This is a genomic window from Vibrio sp. R-1, assembly GCF_035615595.1.
Taxonomy (GTDB): domain Bacteria; phylum Pseudomonadota; class Gammaproteobacteria; order Enterobacterales; family Vibrionaceae; genus Vibrio; species Vibrio cholerae.
Genome location: NZ_WPDC01000019.1, coordinates 22,866 through 48,262, shown reverse-complemented (window position 1 = coordinate 48,262; position 25,397 = coordinate 22,866). Strand labels below are relative to the sequence as shown.

Genomic DNA, 25,397 nt, shown 5'->3' with positions numbered 1-25,397 from the left:
CTAGCATAAGCGCAACAGACAACCACAGGACAACTCAAATGACCGATATTCTTTTTCAGCCATACGCGCTCAACGATGTAATTACCTTAAACAACCGAATTGCGATGGCGCCACTGACGCGCTGCATGGCTGATGATGATTTGGTGCCGACCGATGCCATGGTGGCGTATTACGCACGCCGTGCCGATGCTGGGCTGATCATTTCCGAAGCCACCATTATTCGCCCCGATGCTCAAGGCTACCCGAACACTCCGGGGCTGTTTACGCAGGCGCAAATTACCGGTTGGAAAAAAGTAACGGACGCCGTGCATGCCAACGGCGGTAAGATTTTCGCTCAGTTATGGCATACCGGACGCGTGGCTCACCCTGCCTTTTTTGCGGGTGAATACGTTCTAGCGCCTTCAGCTCTCGGTGTCGAAGGCAGCGTGCCACGCCGCCGCGAATTGCAGTACACAGTACCGAAAGCCGCGAGCCAAGCGGAGATCAAGCAACTGGTGGCCGATTACGCACAAGCGGCGGAAAATGCACGCTTGGCGGGTTTTGATGGCGTCGAGATTCATGGCGCGAACGGCTATCTCATCGACCAGTTCCTGCATTTTGATTCGAACCAACGCAGCGATGAGTACGGTGAAACGCCGGCCAATATGGCGCGTTTTGCTTTGGAAGTGGTGGATGCGGTGATCGCACGTATTGGCGCAGAGCGCACTGCGCTGCGTGTGTCTCCGGGGGCGTATTTCAACATCAAAGCTGACCCGCGTGATCGTGAAGTGTTTGATTATTTACTGCCTGAGTTGGAAAAACGCAATTTGGCCTATCTGCATGAAGGGATGTTTGATGACAGCGTGACCTTTGATTTCTTAGGTGGTCGAGTGTCGACTTACTTGCGTCAGCACTACTCAAAAACGCTGATGGGTGTCGGTGGTTTTAGCGCAGAAACGGGTGCTGCTGCGATTGAAAATAATGAGTTTGATCTGCTCGCGATTGGTCGTCCATTTATCGCTAACCCAGATTACATCGCCCGTGTTCAAAAGGGTGAAGAGCTAAAAACGTACCAAGATTCGATGTTAACGGAGCTTTACTAACTCGATGTTTCACCTTTATTGATAAAATCAGCCCCACTATTGGGGCTGATTTTTTAGGTTTACAGTGCGGATGTTTAAACCAAGGTTAAATCAAGGTTAAACCAAAGCTGCGGAAACAAGACCAATCACGCCACCAAACACGCCGCCCCAAATCACCAGCCAGCCAAGATGCTCTTTGATCATCTTCTGCACGATCTCTTTGACCAGTTGCGGAGTCAGCTCATTTAAGCGCTGATCTATGATGCCTTCAATATTGGCTTTGATTTCATCCAGCATCGCTGGGGATTCCAGTTGCTCTTTTAGGGCTTCACGTACCGACTCACTTTGGCTCATCTCGACAAGCGCCGTTTGCATTTTCTCGACAAAGGGCTGTTTCAGTGGCTCAAGCGCGGTCGCGCCGCCAAACATCGCCAGCATGCCACCGAAGGAGGATTGGCTTATCACTTCGACGAGCGAATCAAAGGTCGGGTTGAAATCGACTTTGGCGATCACCGGTTGCAAATCAAGGTTCAACGCGCCATTCATCTCTTTATTGAGGAAACGGTCGATATTGGCATCGGTAAAAAACTGCTCCATCATCAGATTTTTGATGGCGGCTTTGAAATCTTCAAAACGTGCGGGAATCACGCCGGAGCCATACAGTCCAGGCACTTTTTCAAACAGCATATGGATGGCGAGCCAGTTGGTGATCGCGCCAGAAAAGGCAAACAGCCCCGCATAAAAGGCATAGTGGTTAGGCAGGAAATAGCCGACACCCATCAGGGCCAGCGCCACTACATTGGTAATAAGGCTTTTATTCATAGTGTTCTCTAAGTTACTCAAAGTCTTACCTTGGCATAACGGCCAAGTGCTTCTCGGTTAATGCATGGAAAAAGTAGCGAAATTCTAAGTCAAAAGCCCAGAAAGAGGAAAGCCCGCGAATAGCCGCGGGCTTATTCAGTGTTGATTGGAATTATGCCAGTATGGCTTCTTCTACTTCGTCTTCATCACAGCCGATAAAGCCACCGGTTTGATGCGCCCACAAGTGAGCATAAATGCCGTTTTGCGCAATCAACTCTTGGTGAGAACCTTGCTCAACAATTTGGCCTTTATCGAGCACGATCAGGCGATCCATCGCTGCGATGGTCGACAGACGGTGGGCAATTGCAATCACAGTTTTGCCCTGCATCAGTTCATTGAGGCTCTCTTGAATCGCCGCTTCCACTTCAGAATCGAGCGCGGAAGTCGCCTCATCCAATACCAACAGTGGCGCATCTTTGAGCAAAACGCGAGAGATCGCAATTCGCTGACGTTGTCCACCAGAGAGTTTGACACCACGTTCACCGACCTGTGCATCGTAACCGCTGTTGCCATGCGGATCGGTCAAACCGAGGATGAACTCATGGGCGTGGGCTTGCGCCGTTGCTTTCAAAAGCTGCTCCTCGGTGGCGTTCGGATTGCCATACAAAATGTTGTCGCGAATGGAGCGGTGCAGCAGTGACGTATCTTGTGTCACCATGCCGATTTTGCTGCGTAGCGATTCTTGGGTCACTTCCGAAATGGGTTGACCATCAATTAAAATCCGGCCGCTTTCCACATCATGAAAACGCAGTAACAGGTTCACCAAGGTCGATTTACCGGCTCCAGAGCGCCCCACCAAACCGACTTTTTCACCCGGTTTAATGTTGAGATTGAGATGGTTGATCACGCCTTTGTTTTCACCGTAGTGGAAGCTCACATCATCAAAGGTAATGCCACCATGCTTAACCACCAAGGGTTTCGCGTCAGTTTTGTCGGTGACGGTGATGGGTTTGCCCAGCATGGTCATGCCATCGACAACGGTACCGATGTTTTCAAACAGGGCGCTGACTTCCCACATGATCCACTTAGACATGCCGTTGATACGCAAGGATAAACTGACCGCAACCGCAATGGCACCGACGCTGATGGCGCTGGTGGTCCACAGATAAATCGACAGGGCAGCAATGGTAAACACCAATAAGTAGTTGGCCATTTCAACCCAAATATTAAAACCGGTCACCAAACGCATTTGGCGATGGACGGTGCCCAGAAAATCTTGCATGCCTTCTTCGGCGTATTGCGTTTCACGTTGACTGTGCGAAAACAGCTTTACAGTCATAATGTTGGTGTAGCTATCGACGATACGGCCGCTCATCAGTGAGCGGGCATCGGCTTGCTCGGAAGCGACTTTTTTCAGCTTAGGCACGTAATACATTTGCACCGTAACGTAAATCGCCAGCCAAATCAGCATCGGGATCATTAAGCGCCAATCAGCCTGCGCCAAAATCACGACAATCGCGGTGAAATAGACCATCACGTAGACAAACACATCGAGACTTTTCATCACGGTTTCACGTACCGCGAGCGCCGTTTGCATCACTTTGGTTGAGATGCGCCCTGCAAATTCGTCTTGATAAAATGACACGCTTTGCTTGAGCAGATAGCGGTGCGCCAACCAACGGATCGACATCGGGTAGTTACCGAGCAAAGATTGGTGGATCAGCAGTGAATAGAAGGCGATCAGTAGCGGCATGCCGACCAATACCAATAAGCCTAACCCAATCAAAGTGCTCTGATTCTCGACTAAAAAGGTGTCTGGCGAGCTGGTGGAAAGCCAGTCCACCAGTTGGCCCATAAAGCCAAACAGAGAGACCTCGATAATCGCGATCGCCGTGCTGAGTAACGCCATCACGATCAATGGTTTTTCAAACCCGCGAGTGTAGTGGCGACAAAAGGCCCACAAAGTGTTGGGTGGGCGTTGGGGTTCACCTTTGGGAAAAGGGTCGGTGAAACCTTCAAATAGCTTAAACATGAACAAGATCCTTGCTGTGATAGGGCGGCAGTGAGGGAGAGAGCACGCGTGCGAGCGTCCGCCAAAATGTGATTTTCTGTTAAAACGGAAGCAGTATAACGTTATCCATTGGTGACTTGAAGTTATACCCTTGCGACCTGCAACGCCAAGTCGTTTGGTTTCGGTTTTGCGAGCCAATCCGTTTGGCGTGCTATTTTGAAGTGAATCCAGCCGATGTCATCCATAACGCCAGCAAATTTGACTGAGATGAGCCATTTTTTCAGTAAAAAGATAAAATTTATCGATTGAAATTCATCAAAATCAGCAAATCTTTAGTTAACATTCTGTTTACACTTTTGGGGTGAAATCGGTGATGAGTGCCTATTATGAATGTTCATCTACAACCCAATATGTTGATTCCGCGCTCTGCTGCGCAAACGGCTCGCGCTGTCGTTATGGTGCCGCCGAAAGAGTTCGGCTTTAATGCGCAAACTGCGCAAGATAATGCCTTTCAAAACCCGCTGGCACTGAGCGCTGAAACCATTTTGCAGCGTGCTATGGCCGAGTTTAACGCCATGGTAAACGGTCTTCGCCAAGCGGGCGTTGACGTTGTGATATTTGATTACCCCCTAGGTCAAGGTGAAACACCGGATGCGGTGTTCCCGAATAACTGGTTCAGTACCACTGAGGCGGGCGAGCTGTTTTTGTTTCCAATGGCGTGTGCGAATCGACGTTTGGAAGTGCGCCCTGAAGCTTTGATTGATACCTTACAAAAGCAAGGCTTTGCTGTGAAAAAACAGCACTCTTTGCTGGCGTTTACTGAGCAGCAAGCGTTTTTGGAAAGCACCGGCGTGATGGTAATGGATCACCCTAATCGCACCATTTATGCGGGGCTTTCACAGCGCTGTGATCGTGAAGTGTTGGAAGTGTATGCCGAACAGATCGGCTATTCGCGCGTGGTGTCGTTCCAAACTCGATTGCCGTCTGGCTCGCCGATTTATCACACCAATGTGATGATGGCGATAGGCGAGCATTTCTGCGTGATTTGCGATGAAGCGATCCCCGAATATGAGCGCCGATTTGTCGTAAAGTCGCTGGCTAAAGATAAACAGGTAATTTCGATTTCGATTGAGCAGATGAACCACTTCTGCGGCAATATCCTGCAACTCGAAACCGCTGACGGCCAGAAAGTGATCGCGATGTCGCAATCCGCTTATGAAGCCTTTACGCTTACGCAACTCAATCAACTTGCCACTCACGGTAAGTTGCTGCCTTTCGCCGTACCGACCATAGAAACCATCGGCGGTGGCAGTGTGCGCTGTATGTTGGCCGAGTTGTTTTTACCAAAACAAGCGTAAGGTGAATCAGCAAAACAAAGGGAGATGAGGGGCTCTCCCTTTAAAGTATCCCTGCGTCACTTTACTTCGCTAGGCCAAATAGCGGCGTAAAGTGACGAGGATTGAGCAAATCCGATCGGGCTAGATTGGCTGTTCAGGGATTTTGGGGTAATCGGTATAGCCTTGCTCACCGCCACCAAACAGGGTTTTACCATCCAGTTGCGCCAGCGGTTGCTGGTGCTTGAGGCGAGAAACCAGATCGGGGTTGGCGACAAAAGGACGCCCGAATGCGACTAAATCGGCATAGCCTTTTTGTAGCACCTCTTCCGCGCGCTCAAGGGTGTAGCGACCAGCGACGATAATCGCGTTAGTGAAATGCTTGCGTAGCTCAATGCGAAAGCTTTCTGGAATGGTAGGAGCATCATCCCAATCCGCTTCTGATAAGTGCAAATATGCAATATCTCGTGCTTGCAACTGCTTCGATGCCTCCAAAATTGTTGGCACTATGTCGGGACAGTCCATGTCTTTGAAAGTAATAAACGGCGCTAAGCGAACGCCTACTCGGCTGGCACCAATCGCTTGACTGACCGCATCAACCACTTCGAGCAAAAATCGAATTCGATTTTCACGGCTGCCACCATAACTATCGGTACGATGATTCGAGTTGGTACGCAAAAACTGATCGATGAGATAACCATTCCCACCGTGGATTTCTACACCATCAAACCCTGCTTCAATAGCGCATTTCGCCGCCTGAGCGAAGTCGTTCACCACTCTATCAATATCGGCTTGAGTCATAGCGCGGGGTTCAACGCAATCCACCATCTGGCCATTACCTTGTTCATCGGCGATCCAAACTTGAGTTTCAGCCGGTTTGAGGGCTGACGGGGCAATCGGCAACTGCCCTTTTTGAAAAACAGGGTGGGAAACACGCCCGACATGCCAAAGTTGGCAAAACATCGCTGCACCTTGTTGTTTGACCGCTTGAGTTACGCTTTTCCAACCTGAAACTTGCTCATCGGTATAAACGCCGGGAGTGAATGAATAGCCTTGCGCATCATCGGAGATCTGGGTCGCTTCGGAAATGATTAACCCTGCACTGGCGCGCTGTTGGTAATAGGTTGCCATCATTGGATTGGGAATATTCCCCGGTTGGCTACTGCGTGCACGAGTCATCGGAGCCATCACTACACGGTTTTGCAGCGTGAGTTGTTTTAAATCGGTTGGTTCAAATAATCTGCTCATTTTGCCTCCTTATTTCTGCGATGTGATTTGCAACGGATCTTGCAACAAGCGGACTTGGGTTTTCTGGCTGACCGATACCATCCAATCTCTGACTTCGCTGTCCCATTGGATCTCAGGCGCGCTGAAAAATCCTCGTAGGATTGAGAAAATGATCGCTTCATCAATAAGAGCAACGTGCTGATAGGAATGAAGTTTTAGCAGCGGTTTAACCGCATCAATACAGGTTTGCACTTGCAGGGCAATTTGCGACGTGTTTTTCAGTAGGGATTCAAAATGAAGTTCAGTGGTCTCTTTTTTTACACGCCATGCTTGTTGAGCGGATGCGGTTTTAAACTCAGGTAAATTCATGTTCGACCAGCGTGGATAGCCGATTTTTTGCAAAGGCAAGAATGCGCTGCGCTGCCAATCCAACGTGGTTTGTGCTGGTTGTGCTGTTTCACTTGAGTTCACCGATTCGAGCAAGAATTGAATGATGTCGAGACTTTCTGCCAGTGCTTCGCCACTTTCTTTGATCAGCAAAGGCACTTGTTTGCTACCAATGAGCTCATTGGTGGTTTGGTCGTCGTCGTAATCAAGGGTGATCACATCAAGTGGAATGTTCAACATACCTGCCACGTAGCGCACGCGTGCACTGAAAGGACAGTGTTCATAAATATAGAGTTTCATGGTGATTTCCTAATCCAGTTGAGATTGAGGCAGTATATTTCTCATATAAAAATTGATAATTGGCGAGAAACTGAATTGATTGTTCGGTTATATTGAATAATCAGGGTTTAGGGAGGTGTTATGGATAAGTTTGCAGATATGGTGTTATTTGCCAGCATAGTCAAAAACCAAGGTTTGGCGGCCGCTGGCCGAGAGTTGAGTTTATCGCCCGCAACAGTAACGGCAAGGCTACAAGCACTGGAAGATCGCTATGGAGTCAAATTGCTCAATCGCAGCACTCGCCATCTCTCCTTAACCGAATCTGGCGTTTTGTATCATCAAGCTTGCCTTGAGATTCTTAATAGCGTGCGCGAGACAGAAAATTTGCTGCAAACAGGCAGAAAAGAAGTCCGGGGAACGCTAAAAGTCTCTGCTCCGCGTGACATCGGGAAGCAACATATCGCTCCGATTCTTGCCGATTTCACTGAGCAATATCCGGAAGTGGTGCCCTATCTCTACCTCAATGACAACATCTCGAATTTGGCGGAATCAGGTTTGGATGTGGTGATCCGCTACGGTGAACTGGCCGACAGCAGTCTAATTTCACGCAAGCTGGCGACGAGTCGCCGAGTGTTGTGCGCTTCTCCGGCTTATTTAGCGCGTAAAGGAATACCGAAAACGCCGCAAGATCTTGCACAGCATGACTGTTTGGCCATGGTTCGCAGCAATGAAGAGATGAAAACCTGGCACTTCCAAGAGAATTAGCAGCACAAAGTGATCACGGTAGTACCCAAGAGTTTTGCAGATGATGGCGAAGTGATTCGCCAGTGGGCTTTAGCGGGAATGGGGATCGCGTTGAAATCGATCCTCGATGTGCAGGACGATCTCAATCAGCAGCGGTTGGTCACTGTTCTCGATGGTTACATGAAGAATTTTAACGCCTCCACGTCTGCTTCAGGGGCGGATTTGAATGTGCTTTATCTCATCCGCCAATACCAGCCCAAACGCCTGCGATTGTTTATCGACTTTTTGATTGAGCAGTGCTCGTTACGCTTGGCTGGCAAAGAGCATTCAGAAAATTCATGAGCCCATTTCGTCACGGGTTTCTGATTATGGATGGGCGCTTTTGTGTAACCGATAAATGGTCATCAGGTTGGTCACAATAAAGGTGCTTTCCACGAGTGTGCCGCCGATGGAGCCAAGCCAAATATTGTGGCTAACCCAACACAGTGAGTTAAATAGAATCAGACTGCGTAGGGCGACCCCTCGTTTAGAAAATAGTGCCCAAGTCGCCACTGACGATCCAAACACAGTCATAAACTCGAAAAAGTGGGTGATGTTGGGCAGCGTCATCAGCCACATCAACGCGATAAAAAAACACATGACTCTGCGCGATTGCGTTTTGATCGAAGCAAAACTGCGCATGCCGTTAATCACCACACCGATGGCGGCAACGGTCGCACCCAGCAGAGCAAAATGAATGCCCATGATGAAGCAAAATGCGACCATCTGATAACGAAAGCGCATGTCGTCTTTTTGCCAAAAGGCCATCACACCGACCAGAAACGCAATACCACCGATGCCTTGCGCTAATGCATTGCCCATTGTTGTGTCTCTTTAGTGAAAGCGCCCCTCAAAGTGAGGGGCGTCAAGATGGTGAAGCTCAGTCAGAGGGTTAGTTGACTAACGCAACGGCTTCACGAGTCAGCCGAGCCAGTTCTTCCCAGTTTCCGGCTTCAATCAGCTTTTTATCCACCATCCAAGTACCGCCGCACGCTAACACGCGTGGGATCGCTAAGTAATCTTGGATGTTGGCAGGACTAATACCTCCAGTGGGCATTAGCTCAATATTGGTATACGGCGCGAGCAGGGATTTCACCATGTTGATCCCGCCAGAGGCTTCGGCAGGGAAAAACTTCAACGTGGTTAAGCCCATTTCCAGTGCTGCTTCAACCGTGCTCGGGTTATTCACGCCCGGTACGATATCAATGCCGATCTCCTGACACGCTTTGACGGTATTAGGGTTAAAGCCAGGGGAGACAATAAAGGTCGCGCCCGCTTCCTTAGCGGCAATCGCTTGTTCGCGATTGAGCACCGTGCCTGCGCCGATCAGCATGTCCGGTTGGGTTTGGCGCAGCAGACGAATGGCTTCTACCGCCGCTTCTGAGCGAAAAGTGATTTCGGCAGCAGGCAGACCATTTTCCACCAGCACTTTACCCAGTGGGATGATGTCTTCGGCGTTGTCGATGGCGATCACTGGGATCACTTTCAGAGCTTTCAGTTGTTGTTTAATGCTAGACATGTTGGTTCCTTAAACGACGCCAAGCGCCGATTGTGTGAATGCTTTGGGAATAATGGCTCCGCGATGCTGAATCACAGTGCCGGCCAGTGCGTTACCACGTTGGCATGCGGTGGCTAAATCGGCGCCCGCTAAGTAGGCCGAGAGGAATCCACCATTGAAGGAGTCACCCGCTGAAGTGGTATCCACAACTTGCACTACCGGTTGGGTTGGTACTGCTTGTGGAGCGAAAGTAGAAGCCGAAGAATCTTGAATCAAGCAGCCCTCAGCCCCCAATTTGACGATGCATTTTTGTACGCCAAGTGCGGTGAGGCGTTGAATGGTCTGCTCTGGAGTGCTATCCCCCCAAATCAACAGCTCGTCATCAAAGGTGACGAGTGCTACATCCGTCAGTTGGTACATGACTTGGTAGATTTCTTTCACGGTATGGTGGTCATCTTGCGGCCACAGAGCGGGGCGGAAGTTGCTGTCAAACGCGATTTCTACGCCTTTGGCTTTGAGTTCAACCAACAGGTTGAGCAACGCAATACGATCTTCGGCAGGCAAAATCGCCAGAGTGATTCCGCTGAGAAACACCATATTGACCTGATGTAACGCCTGCTTAATCTGGCCAAAATCGGGGTGTTGCAGTAAGTAACGCGCCGCAGATTGGTTGCGCCAATATAAGAAAGTGCGTTCGCCTTGATCATCAAGTTGGATCAGGTACAAACCGGGCGTGCGAGTGGGGTCGCGCAGCACGAGTTCTGTTGCAACGCCTTCTTCTTGCCAGCGCGACAGCATGCCAGAGCTAATGGGGTCGGTACCGAGTGCGGTCACATAAGAGACTTTAATGTCGTCCGGGTTAGTATTGGCTTCACAGCCGCGGCGCAGATATACCGCAGCATTTAACGTGTCACCACCAAATGTTTGATGCATTGCGCCGAATGGCTTGCCGTTCAGCTCAATCATACATTCGCCCACAATGGCGATATGTTTCATTCGTTACGCCCTCTCTTCAAAATAGCGTTTAGCGTTACCAAAGCAGATGTTTTCAATCATTGGGCCAAGCAGGGAGAGATCATTCGGTACTTCGCCATTTTCTGCCCAACGGCCGACCATATCACAAAGGATTCGGCGGAAATATTCGTGGCGTGTGTACGATAGGAAACTGCGCGAATCAGTCAGCATGCCGACAAATTGACTCAGCAGACCAAGCTGCGAGAGCTGCTCCATTTGGCGCTGCATGCCGTCTTTTTGATCGTTGAACCACCAACCCGAGCCAAATTGCACTTTGCCTGCAATGCCCCCACCTTGGAAGTTGCCGATCATGGTTGCCATCATTTCGTTATCACGCGGATTTAAACAGTACAAAATCGTGCGAGGCAATTCATTGGTTTGATCCATTTCGTCCAGTAGGTGTGCCAGCTCAAAGGCAAATGGACTATCGCCAATCGAATCGAAACCCGCATCGGCGCCCAGCAATTGGAACATGCGAGTGTTGTTGTTACGTTGCGCGCCAATGTGCAGCTGCATCACCCAGCCCAATTGTGCATAACGCTTGCCAAGCCAAACTTGAACCGCAGTGGAGAACTGGGCACATTCGATCTCGGAAAGTACTTCGCCTTTTAAACGGCGAGTTAACAATGCATCCAGATCCTGCTCGGTTGGAATTGGGGCGTAACGAACCATCTCAATCCCGTGATCGGCCGCGCGACAGCCGTGTGCATTGAAGTGCGCCAAGCGTTTATCTAAGGCATTGAGTAAATCGCCGAAACGGCGAATTTCAATATCCGCCACCGCACCGAGTTGGCTGAGATAATCAACAAAGCCCGCTAACTCAATTTTGAACGCTTTATCCGGACGCCAACTGGGCAGCACTTGCACATTGAAAGTGTCATCTTCGGCGATCGCTTTATGGTGTTCGAGTGAATCAATCGGATCATCCGTTGTTCCAGCCATCACCACATTCATATGCTGCATAATGCCACGAGCGCTGAACTCTGGTGTGGCCAGCAGTTCATTGCAGTGGTGCCAGATGTGATCGGCCGTTTTCGGACTTAACAACGTATCCGTAATCCCAAATGGACGGCGCAGTTCGAGATGCGTCCAGTGATACAGCGGATTGCCTAAGGTTTGCGGTACGGTTTTCGCCCACGCCATGTATTTGTCGTAATCGCTCGCATCGCCGGTGATCAAACGCTCTTCAATACCTGCGGAACGCATGCCGCGCCATTTGTAGTGATCGCCGGTCAACCAAATTTGGCTTAAATTCTCGAACTGACGATCTTGCGCCACCTCTGCCGGATTAAGGTGGCAGTGGTAGTCATAAATCGGTTGGTGAAACGCATGCTCGTGGTACAAGCGGCGCGCCGTTTCATTGGAGAGTAAAAAATCTTCACACAAAAAATTCTTCATGGTTCCTTCCTCTTACAACGCAGCCACAGTGGCGCGTGCACCGTGAGCCAGTAGAGATTGATAAGCGTGGTTGACCGCTTCAATGACTTTGGTGTTTTGGCCTAATTCAGCAGGGAAAATCGCTTCGACACTGAGTAGGGCTGGTACCACTGAAACGTTTAAGCCATGTTCATCGCAAATTTGGCGCAGAGTCGCGGCCATCGGGTCGCGAACGTCAATCTCGTTGCCTTGTTCATCAACGCCAGCCACGTAACGCATCCAACCAGCAATCGCGGTGGCCAACCATGAAAAATCAGAGCCTTGTGCGAGGTGGAAGCGTAAGCTGCCGCCCATACGTTGTGGGATTTTCTGGCTGCCATCCATCGCAATCTGCCACGTTTTGTGTTTCAGGCTTGGGTTGGTGAAACGGTCGATCAGTAGCTTGGCGTAGCCGGCTAAATCCGTGCCTTCTGGCATGGTAAGGGATGGAGCTTGCGCTTTCATCATCATATCGAAAGCGGCTTTGCGGTAGCCTTCATCCGTCATGGTGTCTGAAATGTGTGCGTAGCCGCCCAAGTAGCCCAAGTAAGCTAAGAATGAGTGGCTGCCGTTGAGCATGCGCAGTTTCATCTCTTCGTAAGGTACGACATCGGCGACAAATTCTGCGCCAGCCACATTCCAATCTGGGCGACCAGCGACAAAGTGATCTTCAATTACCCATTGGCGGAAAGGTTCACAAGCGATGCCACATGGGTCTTCACAGCCCAGCAGCTGTGCGATTTCGGTGAGTGTTTCTTCGGTCGCGGCAGGCACAATGCGATCGACCATAGTGCATGGGAAAGTCACATGCGTTTCAATCCAGTCACGCAATTGTGGGTCAAGCAATTGAGCAAATTCGAGAATCGCGGCTTTGGCGACATGGCCGTTCTCTTGCACGTTATCGCAAGACATCACAGTAAAAGGTTTCAAACCACGATCGCGACGCAGTTTCAGTGCCTGAACAATGTAGCCGAGGGCGGATTTTGGCTCGCTTGGATTCGCCAGATCGGCAATGACTAACGGATTGTTTTTATCCAACGTGCCAGTGGCCGGATCGGCGCAGTAACCTTTTTCGGTAATCGTCATCGAAACGATCGCCACTTGCGGCTCGGCCATTTTTTCCAGTACCGCTGGAATGCCATCCAGATTCGGATGAAGGGACTCAGTCACCGAGCCGATCACTTTGACTTCTGTGGATTGCGCGCCTTTTTCCGCGACGGAGTAGAGGTGATCTTGCGCGCGCAGTGATTGAATTAAATCTTCACCACCAAACAGGTTGATCTCACAAATACCCCAATCAGAGCCCGTTTTGCTGAGCATTTCATGGGTGAATAGGGCTTGGTGAGCGCGGTGGAAAGCGCCAAAACCAAGGTGAACAATGCGGCTTTTTAGGGCGGAACGGTCGTAATCTGGCAGTGAAACAGCAGCATTCAGTGTGGAGTTTGCAATGGTTTTCATTTTATTTCCCTTCTCCCGCAGAGCGCTCTGCGGGATGATTCATTGAAAGAGTTAGTAGCCAAGTACCAGTTTGGGTAAGAACAGGCTGAGTTCTGGAATAAAGGTCACAGCCATCAGTGCCAAGATCAGTGCCGCGTAGAAAGGCAGCAAAGGCTTAATCACTTTATCGATCGCCACATTAGCCACCGAACAGCCAATGAACAGCGCACTGCCGACCGGCGGAGTACAGATACCAATCGCCAAGTTGAAGGTCATCATGATGCCAAAGTGCACAGGGTCGATGCCCATATCGAGTGCGATAGGCAGGAAGATTGGCGTGAAGATCAGCACCGCTGGCGTCATATCCATGAAGATGCCGACAATTAACAGGATGATGTTGATGATAAGCAAGATCATCATTGGGTTATCAGAAATCGCGAGCAGAGCATCGGCGATCATGTAAGGAATATCCGCATTGGCCATCGCCCAAGACATCCCCATAGAGGCTCCGACCAACAGCAGTACGATGGATGTGGTGACCGCCGATTCAAGAACGATTTTGGGCAGGTCGCGCCATGTGACTTCACGGTATACCAAAACCGCGAGTACAAAGGTGTACACCACCGCAATCGCAGACGCTTCCGTTGCGGTGAAAATTCCGCCGATAATGCCGCCCATGATCACGATGATCAGTGCAAGCGAGGGGGCTGCTTTGAGGAAAGTATCCCACACCATCGCGAGCGTTGGGCGCGCGGCCACTGGGTAGCCGCGGCGTTTGGCGATAATGCCAGCCACGACCATGATGCTCAGCCCCATCAAAATACCCGGGATGTAGCCTGCTAAAAACAGAGCCGCGATAGAAGTGCCGCCAGAAACCAGCGAGAACACAATCAAGGTATTGCTGGGTGGAATTAACAAGCCGGATGGACAAGAGGTGATGTTCACCGCAGCAGAGAAGTTTTCATCGTAACCATCTTTCTTTTGCAGCGGAGACATAGTGCCACCCACTGCGGCAGCAGAAGCAACCGCTGAACCTGAAATCGAACCAAACATCATGTTCGCCATTACGTTAACGTGGGCGAGTGAGCCTGGCAGTCGGCCGCCTAAGACTTTGGCGAAGTTAATCAGGCGCAAAGCAATACCGCCTTGGTTCATGATGTTGCCTGCCAGAATAAAGAACGGGATGGCTAACAAGGCGAAGTTATCTAAACCCGCCGCCATGCGCTGTGCAACCACCGCAATCGCGGGTTCAAGCGGTAAGCCCATCAAAATAGTGGCTAACGATGACAAACCGATCGCAAATGAAACCGGTACACCAATTGCGAGTAAAACGGCGAAGCTACCAAACAGGGTAAGAATTAATTGCCATTCCATGATGGAACCCTCTATGAGTTAAGTGGTGAGTTGGTGAGTAGGGCTTCACCAAGGATGAGCTGTTTAACGCGTTCATAAGTGAAGATGGTGGAATAAAAAATCATCAGTGCTCCGCTGATCGGTAAGCAGAAATAGATGTAGCCCATCTCTAAACCTAACGCGGGAGTCAATTGTCCTGTGGCTAAGGTTTTTAAGGCTAATTGAGTGCCGCCGTGAACCAAAACGACATAAGAGAAAAGGGCGATGGCGATTTGGATGACGATTTCATTAATCAGTTTGCGTTTTCCCGTCAGTTTCATGGTCAACAGATCAATCGCAAGATGGCGTTTTAGCCCAGTGGTATAGGCTGCACCAATCAAAGCGACCCACATAAACAGATAACGCGCGAGTTCATCGGTAACAGTACTTGGTTTACCAAGCACATAGCGAGACAGCACTTGCCAAACAACACAAAAGACAAGAAAGCTTGAAAGAGAAATGGTGAATGCCGCCAATCCTCGGTTTATGTATGTGACCAATTTATTCATTTTCATTTCCTTAAAATAAACACGCGTGTTGCATAACAATTGGTTTACCACTTTTGGTTGCGTGTTTGTGTGTGGTCTCAAAATGTGTAGGGTATTTTTGATCGGATTATAAGTTAGTCGATTTGGTTGTCACGTGAGCGGCTTCACAAATGAATTGGTTAACCAATTTGAGGGTTGTTAGTGTGATTGTGGTCAATCAATTTGAACTTTTGTTTTGACGATGACTTTTTTGAAGGTCAACATGCCCATCGAAACAACAATATTCGTTAGAGAAGAACAATTACCCTACACATTGGACAACCAATCCACGGAGACAAGAATCATGATGACGCGTAAGACTCTATTAAGTGCCCTTGTGGGTGCTGCAATGACCTTCGGCGCCACAGCTTCTGCTTATGCTGCGACCACATTAAAACTGAGCCATAACCACCCTCGTGACCACGCGGTACACAAAGCGATGGATTACATGGCAAAAGAAGTGAATGAATTGACGGGCGGGGAAGTGCGTATTCGTATCTACCCTGATGCGCAGCTAGGCACACAGCGTGAGTCGATGGAGCTGATGCAAAACGGCGCACTTGATATGGTGAAAAGCAATGCGGCTGAGTTAGAGGCTTTCTCACCGGCTTACTCTGCTTTCAACTTACCTTACTTGTTCCGTGATAAAGAGCATTACTACAAAGTGACGGATGGCGAAGTTGGTCGTGAAATCCTCGATTCATCGGCAAGCAGCGGCTTTATTGGCGTGACCTATTACGATGCGGGTGCGCGTAGCTTCTACACCAGTAAACCTATCAATACTCCGGCGGATCTGAAAGGGTTGAAAGTCCGTGTTCAGCCAAGCCCATCGGCTATCGCTATGGTGAAGGCACTGGGTGGTAACCCAACGCCACTGGCTTACGGTGAGCTTTACACCGCGCTGCAACAAGGCGTAGTGGATGCCGCGGAAAACAACATTCCATCGTTTAGCTTGAGCCGTCACAGTGAAGTTTCCAAATTCTTCAGCTTAGACGAACACACCATGGTGCCAGATGTACTGGTGATTTCAACTAAGACTTACGACAAGTTAACGCTAGAGCAGCAAAAAGCCTTAATGAAAGCTGCAGCGGATTCTTCGGAATACATGAAGAAGCTTTGGGCAGAATCGGAAGCGAAAGAGCGCACCAAAGCAGAAAAAATGGGCGTGACGTTTGTTGAACCAAACAAAGCGGCCTTCGTGGAAGCTGTTCAACCAATGTATCAAGAGATTGAAAAGAGCAATCCAGAGCTAAATCAGTTGGTTGAACGCATTAAAGCCGTTCAGTAATTCATTAAAATCGTCGTAATTGTAAAATTAAAACAAGGTGTTACCACATACTGGTACATATAGGTTGACCAATTATTATTGGTCATTATGATGGCGTGAGTAGTGAGATGAAATACAGTGACAATATCATCATGATGCCTTTTGAACCGAAAAGACCGTATCAAGAGATTGGTTTAGTACTAAGAAAAGAGTTGATCAACGGCCACTATAAAGTGGGGGATAGACTTCCGCCTGAGCGCGATATTGCTGAACGTTTAGACATCAGCCGTACCGTAGTGCGTGAAGCCATCATCATGTTGGAGCTGGAAAACTTAGTCGAAGTGAAAAAAGGCTCGGGTGTCTATGTCATTAATATTCCATCGAAAAATAACGCTCGTGAGAATGTGATCAGCGATGATGCTGGCCCGTTTGAAATGCTCCAAGCGCGACAATTGCTCGAAAGCAATATTGCTGAATTTGCTGCAACGCAAGTTACGCCGGGAGACATCGTGAAGATGCGTGCCGCACTCAAACTGGAACGTGATGAACTGGTGAGTGGCGCGCAAGAGTGTCACGGTGATGAAAGGTTTCATATGTGCATTGCAGAGGCAACCCAAAACTCTGTACTGGTGGACATGCTGAGACAATCATGGGAACGACGCGAAAAAAGCCCGATGTGGAAAAAACTGCATTCTCACATCAGCAGTCAAGACTACCGTGAAGAGTGGCTTGACGATCACGCCAAAATTCTTGCCGCTTTGCAGCGTAAAGATCCTATCGCGGCCAAAAGTGCCATGTGGCAACACCTTGAAAACGTAAAGCAGCGCCTGCTGGCGTTGTCCGACGTCGACGATCCTAACTTTGATGGTTACTTATTTAGCTCAAACCCAGTGGTTCTACTGGGTGCTGAAAAAAGATAACCCTCTAGCCAGCGTAAGCTGGCACTGATCAGCGCGGTTGTTTTGCAACCGCATAATAAGAAGTCGTTACGCACTGAGCTTGAAATTTTCGAGCGGGATAAGTGCGTTTTAAAAAAGGTGAGTGTCATGGAACAAACTTGGCGTTGGTATGGCCCGAATGATCCCGTTTCTTTAGACGATATTCGTCAGGCGGGCGCAACGGGCATCGTGAATGCTTTGCATCACATCCCGAACGGGGAAGTGTGGTCAAAAGAAGAGATTTTAAAACGTAAAGCGATCATTGAAGCGAAAGGGCTGACTTGGTCTGTCGTGGAAAGTGTGCCTGTCCATGAAGAAATTAAAACTCAAACTGGCAACTACCAACAGTGGATCGAAAACTACAAACAAACCCTGCGTAATTTAGCGGAATGCGGCATTGATACGGTTTGCTACAACTTTATGCCCGTGCTGGATTGGACGCGTACCGATCTGGAATTTGAAATGCCCGATGGTTCAAAAGCGCTGCGTTTCGACCAAATCGCGTTTGCTGCGTTTGAGCTGCATATTCTCAAACGCCCAGGTGCGGCAGCGGATTATACCGAAGCAGAACAAGCGCAAGCCTTGGAATACTTCAACAACATGAGTGAAGCGCAGATTCAGCAGCTCACTAATAACATTATTGCGGGTTTACCGGGAGCGGAAGAAGGTTACACCTTAGAAGAGTTCCAAGCCCAGCTTGATCGTTATGCCGGCATTAACAAAGACAAGTTACGTGAGCACATGGCGTATTTCCTCTCACAACTGATGCCGATTTGTGAATCTTATGGCTTGAAACTGGCGGTACATCCTGATGATCCACCGCGCCCGATCCTTGGCCTGCCACGTATTGTCTCAACGATTGAAGACATTGATTGGCTGACCGAAAATGTGCCAAGCAAAATGAACGGCTTAACCATGTGTACTGGTTCGTACGGTGTGCGCGGTGATAACGATCTGGTCAAGATGATCAAAAAGCACGGCGAGCGTATCTATTTTACGCATTTACGTTCAACCAAACGTGAAGAGAGCAATCCGATGACATTCCACGAGGCGGCTCACCTTGATGGCGATGTGGATATGTACAACGTAGTGATGGCGATTCTGGATGAAGAACACCGCCGCGCCGAAGTGGGCGATCATCGTTTGATCCCGATGCGTCCTGATCACGGCCATCAAATGCTGGATGACCTGAAGAAAAAGACCAATCCGGGTTACTCGGCGATCGGCCGCTTGAAAGGGCTAGCCGAAGTGCGTGGCCTTGAAATGGCCCTCAAGCGCGCTTTCTTTACTAAAATCTAATCTGGCGCGAGTAACATAAAGCGCAACCCCATAAACGCGGAGCTTTGGCTCTGCGTTTTTCGTTTTAACGCTGGGCCATCTTGAGCGGAAAAGAGTGTCACTTCTCAAATACGCTTGTGATAAAGTCCACGCCTGCGATAATTCGCCCCACATTGTTTTTTGAATATTCAGGTATCCAACCCATGTCATTTTCTTCTCTCGCGTTAAGCGCTGATCTAATCCAAGCTCTGCCTAAAGCGATCACCGAGCCCTCCGCCATTCAAACTTTGGTGATCCCAGCCATGTTAACGGGTAAAGATGTGTTGGCGTTGGCGAATACGGGAAGTGGTAAAACGTTGGCTTACGGTCTGCCTCTGCTTGAGCGTTTAAAAACTAGCCCTGAGCAGCAAGCCTTAGTGTTGGTACCCACGCGTGAATTAGCCATGCAGGTGAGCGAAGTGCTCACTCACGTTGGTACAGCATTAGGGCTGAACACACTCTGCTTGTGCGGTGGGGTAGATAAGACTGAGCAGCAAAATGCGCTGGCTGAGAACCCGAATATTCTGGTGGCAACCACGGGACGTTTGTTCGATTTAACCCAAAGTGGATTGAGCTTGAACCGCGTAACGACGTTGGTGTTAGACGAAGCCGATCGTCTGCTCGACATGGGCTTTTGGCCGCAAGTGCAAGCGTTAGCCAGTCAAACCGCCGGTGTGCGCCAAACCGTGATGTGTTCTGCGACCTTCTCTGATGATTTGAAACTTAAAGCGCAGCAATTGATGCGTGCGCCAACCCAAGTCTCTGCTAATCCTGAAAATAGCATCAACCAAGCAGTGCAAGAAACGCTGTATTTGGTGAACAAAGGCAGCAAAACGCAAGCCCTGGTAGCCCTTTTAAAGCAGCACCAATGGCCGCAAGTGCTGGTGTTTATCGGCGCAAAAGAGAATGCCGATAGTTTGACCAAAAAACTCAACAAAGCGGGCATAGTGACCACTGCGCTGCATGGTGATAAAAGCCAATCGGAACGTGAAGCGGCACTGGCAGAATTTAAAAACGGCTCAACCCAAGTGTTGATTGCCACCGATCTGCTCGCTCGCGGCATTCATATTGAGCAGCTTCCGGTTGTGATCAACTTTGAGTTGCCGATGCACGCAGAAACGTACGTGCACCGTGTTGGCCGCACCGCCAGAGCGGGGCAGCAAGGCATTGCGCTCTCGTTAGTGTGTCACGGAGAAATGGATGCACTGAATGCCATTCGTACCCTAACCCAACGTCAATTACCTGTGCAGAATCTGGATGGTTTCCCAGTGACCGATCAGCCATCAACGGGTGAAAGCAAACGTACTCCGCGTGATAAACAAGCCAATCGTCGTACTAACAGTAAGAGCAGTATTAAACAGTTTCAAGGCAAGTCGAAGCCCCAATCACGCCGAACGAATGGGGGGGTTAACTACACGCCATAACGAGTTAGAGGGCTTGTTTGAATTGATAAACAATAAGCCTCACTCTTTGCAGCTGTCGAGTAAAGAGTGGCTTATTGATTTATTTTCGGGCACTCAGCTAGCCGTTGGGCCAACCAAACGCATTTCCCAATCTTCGACTTGACCTGTTTCTAGACGGTGTGCAATCAGCTTGCCCCATGACTCGACAAGCGGCAGTTGGGCAATGTCGCTCAATTCTTCTTCATCAAGCTGACCAGTAAAAACAGCGCTCATAATCCGAGCCAGTGACCAATTCGGATAGGGTCTTTCACACAGCAGTATCTCATCATCTGCGCCGATATCGCCTTCTTCTAATACACGGAAGTACCAACCTGTTCTTAAGGTATCTTGCAACCGCGTTGCCATATCTTTTTGGTTGAATCGAACATTAAGTTTCCAGCAAGGCATACGCCCTTGAGAGACTTCGAGGAGGGTAGATCCAATACGAATCTTATCTTTTAAGCAAATGAAAGCTTCTGTTATTCCTGTTGAACTGAGGTTTTCACCAAAGGCTCCAACCGTTTGGAAAATCGGTTTGTTACCTAGCTCTTGTTGCCAAATGGGATAATGCTCACTTGGATAAATGTGCAGTGCTTTTTGAATGCCGCCATGAAAGCGTGGATCACCTTGTTGGTCGTTAATAAAGCCAAGTTGAGTTACTCGTTGTCTTCCGTGCATGATTTTCTTATCGATAGCACTTTGTGAACCATGAGCAAATGCCACGGTTTGACCTGCTAATATGCAGTTTATTACGCCTAATTTTTTCATATGCCCTCACAACTCTTTTCGCCCAATCCAGTCTGGTACAGACTGAGCAAACGTTTATAAAGTTAACGTTCACCTAATGACTTAAACAGTGGAATTGCCGCTAAAAGTTCGATGCTCTTATCGGTACTTTTCAGGTAGCGAGTTTCGCTGTCGGCATAGAGCACATGGTGATGGTAGCCTTCCGCTAGCGGGAACTTTTCTAAGACTAAGTTTAGTGATGTTTCGCATTGATCTTGGTTGATGCTATCTATATCCACTTTGAATAACAGTTGATTGTTTTTGGATATTTCAACTTGATACCGCATGTGTATTCTCCAAGGTTTTATTGGATCTGGCGTGTATCATAGCTTAGGTTAATAATGTCAGAGTAGGGATGTAAGGACAGTTAACAATGCCAAGCCGCCAAATAAAAGCACAACCCAGTGTTATGACAGCCAATCAAATGATGGCTGCTAACCCAAGTTCGCCCGCTTTGACTAAAACAATCGATATGCCTAAAGGCTATGTTGATTTGCGACATCAACATACATGGCATCAAATTATCTTTCCGATTAAGGGGTTACTCCAAACCCAGACTGATCACTATCAGCATCTCGTGCCTCATACTTCTGCCTTATTTGTGCCAGCGGGAATTCAACACGAGTCTATCGCACTCACTCATACCACTTTTGTCGGTATTTATCTCAATCCGGCCTTGGGTGCACAGTATGAGCCTAAAGTTCGAACTATCACACTCACGCCATTTTTAAATGAGCTATTACAAGAGATCCGAAGACAGTGTGAAGGCCACGGTACTCATCATCAGGAAGTCTCCCGTTTGTTGGCTGTTTTGCATGATCAAGTTGAGAAGGATAACGTGCAAACGTTTCAGTTGCTTTTACCGGAAGACCGACGTTTGAGACTGATCTTTGAGGCGTTGACCGATAGCCCGGCACTCGATTGGTCGTTGAAAGAGTGGGGGAAAAAAGTGGGAGCCTCTGAGCGAACATTATCACGCCTGTTTGCTAAAGAATTTCACACCTCATTTCAACTCTGGCGGCAGCAAATCCGCCTAATCTGCTCCTTGTCACTGCTTGATGAAGGCTTTTCTATCCAATCGATTGCCGATCAAGTCGGGTATCAGAATGATTCTTCTTATATCAAAGCGTTTAAAGCTTACTTTGATGTTACTCCTCAGAAATTTAGGGTGAATGGTGGATAATTTTAAGCTTCACCAGCGTAGTGTGTTTTTTACTCATGAAACCTAAGTGGAGGTGTGATGCGCTCCTTCGAGCTGACGTAAAGCTTTTTGATAAGCGAGCCATGATGCCCAACCAGCAATAATATTGCCGACTAACGCACCAATAAAAAGCCCCTCGATCCCGTAGAAATGGGCACCGAGCCACAAACAAGGTAAGTAAAAAGCAAATAAGCGCAGCGCTGAAATAGTCAGAGCCACGTAAGACTTCCCAAGCGCGTTAGCGACAGACACCATCAACATACAGATCCCGAGTGCGCCGAGGCTGATCGGGACAATCACCAAGTGTAAATTCAGTATTTGGCTCACTTCGGTTTCGCTGGTCATCAGCTCAGCTAACGGTGTGGCAAAAACATACGTCACCAGAGCGATCAGCAGTTGAAAACCTAACACAAATTGACAGGCGATCCGTACCAATTGCCGAATATGGGTAATCTCTTTAGCCCCTAACATGCGACCAATCATAGGCGGCAGTGACATGGTCATAGCTAACACGGCCACTAAGGCGAAAAACTCAAAGCGTGAGCCAAGTGCCCATGCGGCGACGGCGGCAGTACCAAAACTTGCCAGTAATTTGGTGGCAAACATCGAAGAGAGCGGGGGTAACAGTTGGCTTAACATCGCCGGTCCCATGATATGGCCAAGCGCAGTGAGGCTTTGCGAGATATTCAGATCTTGCCACTGATAACTCGTCCATTGGCGCTGGGCAACCTTAGGTGCGACGATAGCGATACCGACGCCAAAAGCAATAATGGTCGCGATCGCTGCACCATCAATCCCAAGGTCGAAGGTAAAGATAAAAATCGGGTCGAGGATGAGGTTGAGCACACTGGTCACCATCATCAAAGTGCCTGGCAGTAGAGTATTGCCATTGGCGCGGCAGACACTGTAATAGAAGTAGAGCATAGCGCCTGTCCATGCACTGGCAAGCCACCAGAGCCAGTAGTGATCTATGATGGCAAAGACGGTTTCCGAGGCGCCGAGCAGGCCAAGCAAAGGTTGGCGTAATAGGTAAAGCACAAGGGCTATCAGTGCTACGCCAATACCACCGATGATGATCACCAAACCACCTAACTGTTTAGCGTATTCGGTTTTTCCTGCACCGATGGCTCGAGAAATCACCGCTGTGGTGGCGATACCTAAACCGACTTGAATACCGATGATCACCATCTGAATCGGCATGGTAAAGCCTTGAGCCGCAAGAGGTAGAACCCCGAGCTGGCCGATAAAAGCGCTGTCAACTAGCTGAAAGCTCATCAGTGACAGGACGCCAAACATCATAGGCCAAGTCATCTGAAATAACTGCTTGGCTAAAGAAGACGTTGAAGTTTGCATATACACTCGCGCTTAATGGGGGAGAATACCCCCCTTACTTGTGGAGCCACAGTGGTTAATTGAATTCACCTCAAGCATAGAGTGTCTCAATGCTCATAGGGATGAGTTCACTGACCGTCTACCTGCAACTCCAGGTCGTTTGGGCATAGACCTTATGTTGGGGTGAAATGGCTTTTCACAAGAAGGAATGTGTGACTGTGATGAAAATGTTACGTTTTCATCAAGAGAGCTTACGCTAAAAAACTCGCCCCAAGCGATCTTGGGGCGAGATTTTCTATCACTTACATACCCTTCTGACTTGAGGCTGTAATGCCAAGTCGTTTGAGATTACCCAGCGAGCGGATTAAATATCCTTTACTCTGGTTTATACCCGGCGGAACTGTGCAACCAAGCTGGTTTGCTGGGCAAGATTGTTTGCCAATTGACGACACTCATTTTGAGTATTTTCGGCTAATCCTAGTGTTTCTGTTGAGACATCACTGATGGATTGCACACTACGGTTCATATCTTCCGTTACATTGACCATCTCTTCTATGGCGGTCGCGATTTGCTCATTACGCATCGTAATATCTGAAACCTGTGAAAGCAGGGCTGTCAATTTATCACCTGATACGTGCGCACTTTCCACACAAGAGACGGAGAGTTTGTTACCTTGCTCAATGGTATTCACGGCATTACGAGTACTGGTTTGAATGGACGTAATGACTTCTTTAATTTCTTCCGTTGATTCTGTGCTGCGCTGAGCCAGTTTACGAACTTCATCGGCAACCACAGCAAAACCTCGCCCTTGTTCGCCTGCACGTGCCGCTTCAATGGCCGCATTCAGTGCTAACAGGTTGGTTTGTTCTGCGATACTCTGAATCACTTCCATAACTTGACCAATCATCGCACTTTGTGAAGAGAGTTGCTCAATCACAGAAGACGCGGTTTTCAGTTGGCTTGCCATCTCACCAATCGCATCAACCGTTTGTTCGACCGCATGCATACCATCTCGAGCGGCATTTTTGGCATGTGTTGTTGCATCAGAAGCGGCTTGGGCGTTTTGTGCAATTTCAGTCGCGGTGACATTCATTTGGGTAATGGCAGTGGCTAACTGTTCAGTTTCGCGAGTTTGAGTATCCAGATTCCCCGCCGTTCTTGCACTGTTTTGGGATGACATTTTCGCCGCTTCCCCAATTTGAATACTCGAGTCTTGAATGCGACCCACCACCGCATTGATTTCGGATTGGCGCATTTTCATCGCGAGTTGAATCTCAGATAAATCGTCGACTCGACTGTTGTAAACCAGTTCCATCAGTGGGTTATCGAAGACTTTGCGCGCTTCTTGTGAAAGGCTTTCTAAGCGGCGAGTAAATTGATAGGCCATGAGGATGGTTAACACAAGCATCAATGGCAGACCTGCACCGGCAAAGAAACGATCCGCCGCAAAACTGATGCCTGCCGCTACGATAAAACCGAGACCTAAACGCTGCCATAGGCGAGTGCGTGGCATTTTTAACTGCCAAGGTGTTTTGCCTGCTTTAATCTGTTTGTAAAGCTTATCCGCATTATCGACATGCTGACGGCTCGGGCATAAACGAACCGACTGGTATTCCACTACCTTGCCATTTTCTTTAATCGGTGAAGCAAAGGCATCCACCCAATAATGGTCGCCATTTTTGCAGCGGTTCTTCACCATTCCCATCCAAGATTTGCCCGCCTTGAGGTGTTCCCACATGTCTTTAAACGCTTCAGGCGGCATATCGGGGTGGCGAACCATGTTATGTGGTTGGTTTACGAGCTCATCAAGCGTGTAACCTGCGACATCGCAAAATTCTTTACTGGCGTATTTAATATGACTGCTGAGTGTAGTGGTTGACAAAAGGTTGAAGTGAGGTGGATAGGTGACTTCCTTTTGAGTAACCGGTTGGTTATTGCGCATAAAAG

22 protein-coding genes and 1 pseudogene are annotated in these 25,397 nt (G+C 48.8%); 8 read left to right on the top strand and 15 right to left on the bottom strand.

Going from position 1 to position 25,397, the window contains the following annotated elements; all coding sequences use genetic code 11:
* The first annotated feature begins 38 nt into the window (after positions 1 to 38).
* A complete protein-coding gene (locus tag GOU96_RS06555) occupies positions 39 to 1,082 on the top strand; it encodes an alkene reductase (RefSeq protein ID WP_042989190.1) in 1,044 nt (347 codons plus the stop codon).
* A gap of 96 nt (positions 1,083 to 1,178) precedes the next feature.
* On the opposite strand, the gene GOU96_RS06550 is transcribed toward GOU96_RS06555, so the two are convergent.
* On the bottom strand, positions 1,179 to 1,883 hold the full coding sequence (locus tag GOU96_RS06550) for a DUF445 domain-containing protein (RefSeq protein WP_042989191.1): 705 nt from the start codon (positions 1,881 to 1,883) through the stop codon (positions 1,179 to 1,181).
* 151 nt (positions 1,884 to 2,034) lie between these two features.
* A complete protein-coding gene (gene vcaM, locus GOU96_RS06545) occupies positions 2,035 to 3,894 on the bottom strand; it encodes a multidrug efflux ABC transporter VcaM (protein WP_042989192.1) in 1,860 nt (619 codons plus the stop codon).
* A gap of 365 nt (positions 3,895 to 4,259) precedes the next feature.
* Here vcaM and ctlX point away from each other — a divergent pair, with 365 nt between their 5' ends.
* A complete protein-coding gene (ctlX, locus tag GOU96_RS06540; RefSeq protein WP_001964501.1) occupies positions 4,260 to 5,231 on the top strand; it encodes a citrulline utilization hydrolase CtlX in 972 nt (323 codons plus the stop codon).
* 120 nt (positions 5,232 to 5,351) lie between these two features.
* On the opposite strand, the gene GOU96_RS06535 is transcribed toward ctlX, so the two are convergent.
* Both GOU96_RS06535 and grxB read right to left on the bottom strand, forming a co-directional pair.
* On the bottom strand, positions 5,352 to 6,455 hold the full coding sequence (locus tag GOU96_RS06535; protein ID WP_042989194.1) for an alkene reductase: 1,104 nt from the start codon (positions 6,453 to 6,455) through the stop codon (positions 5,352 to 5,354).
* Positions 6,456 to 6,464: 9 nt separating this feature from the next.
* Entirely contained in the window at positions 6,465 to 7,121 is a 657-nt protein-coding gene (gene grxB / locus GOU96_RS06530; protein WP_042989195.1) for a glutaredoxin 2, read from the bottom strand.
* Between the two features lie 120 nt (positions 7,122 to 7,241).
* Here grxB and GOU96_RS06525 point away from each other — a divergent pair.
* Positions 7,242 to 8,186, top strand: a pseudogene (locus GOU96_RS06525) (LysR family transcriptional regulator).
* A gap of 24 nt (positions 8,187 to 8,210) precedes the next feature.
* Here the strand turns inward: GOU96_RS06525 and GOU96_RS06520 are convergent.
* The 7 genes from GOU96_RS06520 to GOU96_RS06490 form a co-directional block, all read right to left on the bottom strand.
* Positions 8,211 to 8,705 carry a YgjV family protein gene (locus GOU96_RS06520; protein WP_042989198.1) on the bottom strand — a complete coding sequence of 165 codons (495 nt, stop codon included), beginning with the start codon at positions 8,703 to 8,705 and terminating at the stop codon, positions 8,211 to 8,213.
* A gap of 70 nt (positions 8,706 to 8,775) precedes the next feature.
* Positions 8,776 to 9,402: a bifunctional 4-hydroxy-2-oxoglutarate aldolase/2-dehydro-3-deoxy-phosphogluconate aldolase gene (locus tag GOU96_RS06515; RefSeq protein ID WP_032477479.1), complete on the bottom strand. Its 627-nt coding sequence runs from the start codon at positions 9,400 to 9,402 to the stop codon at positions 8,776 to 8,778.
* A 9-nt stretch (positions 9,403 to 9,411) separates the two neighbouring features.
* Positions 9,412 to 10,377: a sugar kinase gene (locus GOU96_RS06510; protein WP_042989199.1), complete on the bottom strand. Its 966-nt coding sequence runs from the start codon at positions 10,375 to 10,377 to the stop codon at positions 9,412 to 9,414.
* Positions 10,378 to 10,380: 3 nt separating this feature from the next.
* Positions 10,381 to 11,793, bottom strand: a complete 1,413-nt coding sequence (gene uxaC, locus GOU96_RS06505) for a glucuronate isomerase (RefSeq protein WP_042989201.1) — start codon at positions 11,791 to 11,793, stop codon at positions 10,381 to 10,383.
* Between the two features lie 12 nt (positions 11,794 to 11,805).
* Positions 11,806 to 13,269 carry a mannitol dehydrogenase family protein gene (locus GOU96_RS06500; RefSeq protein WP_042989203.1) on the bottom strand — a complete coding sequence of 488 codons (1,464 nt, stop codon included), beginning with the start codon at positions 13,267 to 13,269 and terminating at the stop codon, positions 11,806 to 11,808.
* Between the two features lie 51 nt (positions 13,270 to 13,320).
* Positions 13,321 to 14,622 carry a TRAP transporter large permease gene (locus GOU96_RS06495; RefSeq protein WP_000455168.1) on the bottom strand — a complete coding sequence of 434 codons (1,302 nt, stop codon included), beginning with the start codon at positions 14,620 to 14,622 and terminating at the stop codon, positions 13,321 to 13,323.
* Positions 14,623 to 14,633: 11 nt separating this feature from the next.
* A complete protein-coding gene (locus tag GOU96_RS06490) occupies positions 14,634 to 15,149 on the bottom strand; it encodes a TRAP transporter small permease (protein ID WP_001038355.1) in 516 nt (171 codons plus the stop codon).
* Positions 15,150 to 15,471: 322 nt separating this feature from the next.
* Here GOU96_RS06490 and GOU96_RS06485 point away from each other — a divergent pair, with 322 nt between their 5' ends.
* From GOU96_RS06485 to GOU96_RS06470, 4 genes are all read left to right on the top strand, one after another.
* Positions 15,472 to 16,455, top strand: a complete 984-nt coding sequence (locus GOU96_RS06485) for a TRAP transporter substrate-binding protein (RefSeq protein WP_033927872.1) — start codon at positions 15,472 to 15,474, stop codon at positions 16,453 to 16,455.
* 107 nt (positions 16,456 to 16,562) lie between these two features.
* The gene (locus tag GOU96_RS06480) at positions 16,563 to 17,354 is read left to right on the top strand and encodes an FCD domain-containing protein (RefSeq protein ID WP_000877540.1); all 792 of its coding nucleotides are present in this window, start codon (positions 16,563 to 16,565) and stop codon (positions 17,352 to 17,354) included.
* Positions 17,355 to 17,480: 126 nt separating this feature from the next.
* Positions 17,481 to 18,671, top strand: a complete 1,191-nt coding sequence (gene uxuA, locus GOU96_RS06475) for a mannonate dehydratase (protein ID WP_000438600.1) — start codon at positions 17,481 to 17,483, stop codon at positions 18,669 to 18,671.
* A gap of 116 nt (positions 18,672 to 18,787) precedes the next feature.
* Positions 18,788 to 20,113 carry a DEAD/DEAH box helicase gene (locus GOU96_RS06470; protein ID WP_080308814.1) on the top strand — a complete coding sequence of 442 codons (1,326 nt, stop codon included), beginning with the start codon at positions 18,788 to 18,790 and terminating at the stop codon, positions 20,111 to 20,113.
* Between the two features lie 93 nt (positions 20,114 to 20,206).
* Here GOU96_RS06470 and GOU96_RS06465 read toward each other — a convergent pair whose 3' ends face one another.
* Positions 20,207 to 20,899 (bottom strand): MOSC domain-containing protein, encoded by a 693-nt coding sequence (locus tag GOU96_RS06465; RefSeq protein WP_042989205.1) that lies wholly within the window; start codon positions 20,897 to 20,899, stop codon positions 20,207 to 20,209.
* Between the two features lie 62 nt (positions 20,900 to 20,961).
* Positions 20,962 to 21,204 (bottom strand): hypothetical protein, encoded by a 243-nt coding sequence (locus tag GOU96_RS06460; RefSeq protein WP_042989206.1) that lies wholly within the window; start codon positions 21,202 to 21,204, stop codon positions 20,962 to 20,964.
* An 86-nt stretch (positions 21,205 to 21,290) separates the two neighbouring features.
* On the opposite strand from GOU96_RS06460, the gene GOU96_RS06455 reads away from it, so the two are divergent.
* Complete coding sequence (locus GOU96_RS06455) at positions 21,291 to 22,100, top strand: AraC family transcriptional regulator (protein ID WP_001141132.1); 810 nt, start codon at positions 21,291 to 21,293, stop codon at positions 22,098 to 22,100.
* A 42-nt stretch (positions 22,101 to 22,142) separates the two neighbouring features.
* Here GOU96_RS06455 and GOU96_RS06450 read toward each other — a convergent pair whose 3' ends face one another.
* Together GOU96_RS06450 and GOU96_RS06445 are read right to left on the bottom strand one after the other, a co-directional pair.
* On the bottom strand, positions 22,143 to 23,471 hold the full coding sequence (locus GOU96_RS06450; RefSeq protein WP_042989208.1) for an MATE family efflux transporter: 1,329 nt from the start codon (positions 23,469 to 23,471) through the stop codon (positions 22,143 to 22,145).
* A 364-nt stretch (positions 23,472 to 23,835) separates the two neighbouring features.
* Complete coding sequence (locus GOU96_RS06445) at positions 23,836 to 25,392, bottom strand: PAS domain-containing methyl-accepting chemotaxis protein (protein WP_138040082.1); 1,557 nt, start codon at positions 25,390 to 25,392, stop codon at positions 23,836 to 23,838.
* Positions 25,393 to 25,397: the final 5 nt, after the last annotated feature.

Excerpts from the sequence above, each read along its gene's own strand:
- GOU96_RS06555 (WP_042989190.1), top strand. The coding sequence starts at position 39 with ATGACCGATATTCTTTTTCAGCCATACGCGCTCAACGATGTAATTACC.
- GOU96_RS06520 (WP_042989198.1), bottom strand. The coding sequence starts at position 8,705 with ATGGGCAATGCATTAGCGCAAGGCATCGGTGGTATTGCGTTTCTGGTC.
- GOU96_RS06460 (WP_042989206.1), bottom strand. The coding sequence starts at position 21,204 with ATGCGGTATCAAGTTGAAATATCCAAAAACAATCAACTGTTATTCAAA.
- vcaM (WP_042989192.1), bottom strand. The coding sequence starts at position 3,894 with ATGTTTAAGCTATTTGAAGGTTTCACCGACCCTTTTCCCAAAGGTGAA.
- uxaC (WP_042989201.1), bottom strand. The coding sequence starts at position 11,793 with ATGAAGAATTTTTTGTGTGAAGATTTTTTACTCTCCAATGAAACGGCG.
- GOU96_RS06485 (WP_033927872.1), top strand. The coding sequence starts at position 15,472 with ATGATGACGCGTAAGACTCTATTAAGTGCCCTTGTGGGTGCTGCAATG.
- GOU96_RS06535 (WP_042989194.1), bottom strand. The coding sequence starts at position 6,455 with ATGAGCAGATTATTTGAACCAACCGATTTAAAACAACTCACGCTGCAA.
- grxB (WP_042989195.1), bottom strand. The coding sequence starts at position 7,121 with ATGAAACTCTATATTTATGAACACTGTCCTTTCAGTGCACGCGTGCGC.
- GOU96_RS06465 (WP_042989205.1), bottom strand. The coding sequence starts at position 20,899 with ATGAAAAAATTAGGCGTAATAAACTGCATATTAGCAGGTCAAACCGTG.
- GOU96_RS06490 (WP_001038355.1), bottom strand. The coding sequence starts at position 15,149 with ATGAATAAATTGGTCACATACATAAACCGAGGATTGGCGGCATTCACC.
- uxuA (WP_000438600.1), top strand. The coding sequence starts at position 17,481 with ATGGAACAAACTTGGCGTTGGTATGGCCCGAATGATCCCGTTTCTTTA.
- GOU96_RS06550 (WP_042989191.1), bottom strand. The coding sequence starts at position 1,883 with ATGAATAAAAGCCTTATTACCAATGTAGTGGCGCTGGCCCTGATGGGT.
- GOU96_RS06500 (WP_042989203.1), bottom strand. The coding sequence starts at position 13,269 with ATGAAAACCATTGCAAACTCCACACTGAATGCTGCTGTTTCACTGCCA.
- GOU96_RS06455 (WP_001141132.1), top strand. The coding sequence starts at position 21,291 with ATGCCAAGCCGCCAAATAAAAGCACAACCCAGTGTTATGACAGCCAAT.
- GOU96_RS06445 (WP_138040082.1), bottom strand. The coding sequence starts at position 25,392 with ATGCGCAATAACCAACCGGTTACTCAAAAGGAAGTCACCTATCCACCT.
- GOU96_RS06510 (WP_042989199.1), bottom strand. The coding sequence starts at position 10,377 with ATGAAACATATCGCCATTGTGGGCGAATGTATGATTGAGCTGAACGGC.
- ctlX (WP_001964501.1), top strand. The coding sequence starts at position 4,260 with ATGAATGTTCATCTACAACCCAATATGTTGATTCCGCGCTCTGCTGCG.
- GOU96_RS06515 (WP_032477479.1), bottom strand. The coding sequence starts at position 9,402 with ATGTCTAGCATTAAACAACAACTGAAAGCTCTGAAAGTGATCCCAGTG.
- GOU96_RS06495 (WP_000455168.1), bottom strand. The coding sequence starts at position 14,622 with ATGGAATGGCAATTAATTCTTACCCTGTTTGGTAGCTTCGCCGTTTTA.
- GOU96_RS06480 (WP_000877540.1), top strand. The coding sequence starts at position 16,563 with ATGAAATACAGTGACAATATCATCATGATGCCTTTTGAACCGAAAAGA.
- GOU96_RS06450 (WP_042989208.1), bottom strand. The coding sequence starts at position 23,471 with ATGCAAACTTCAACGTCTTCTTTAGCCAAGCAGTTATTTCAGATGACT.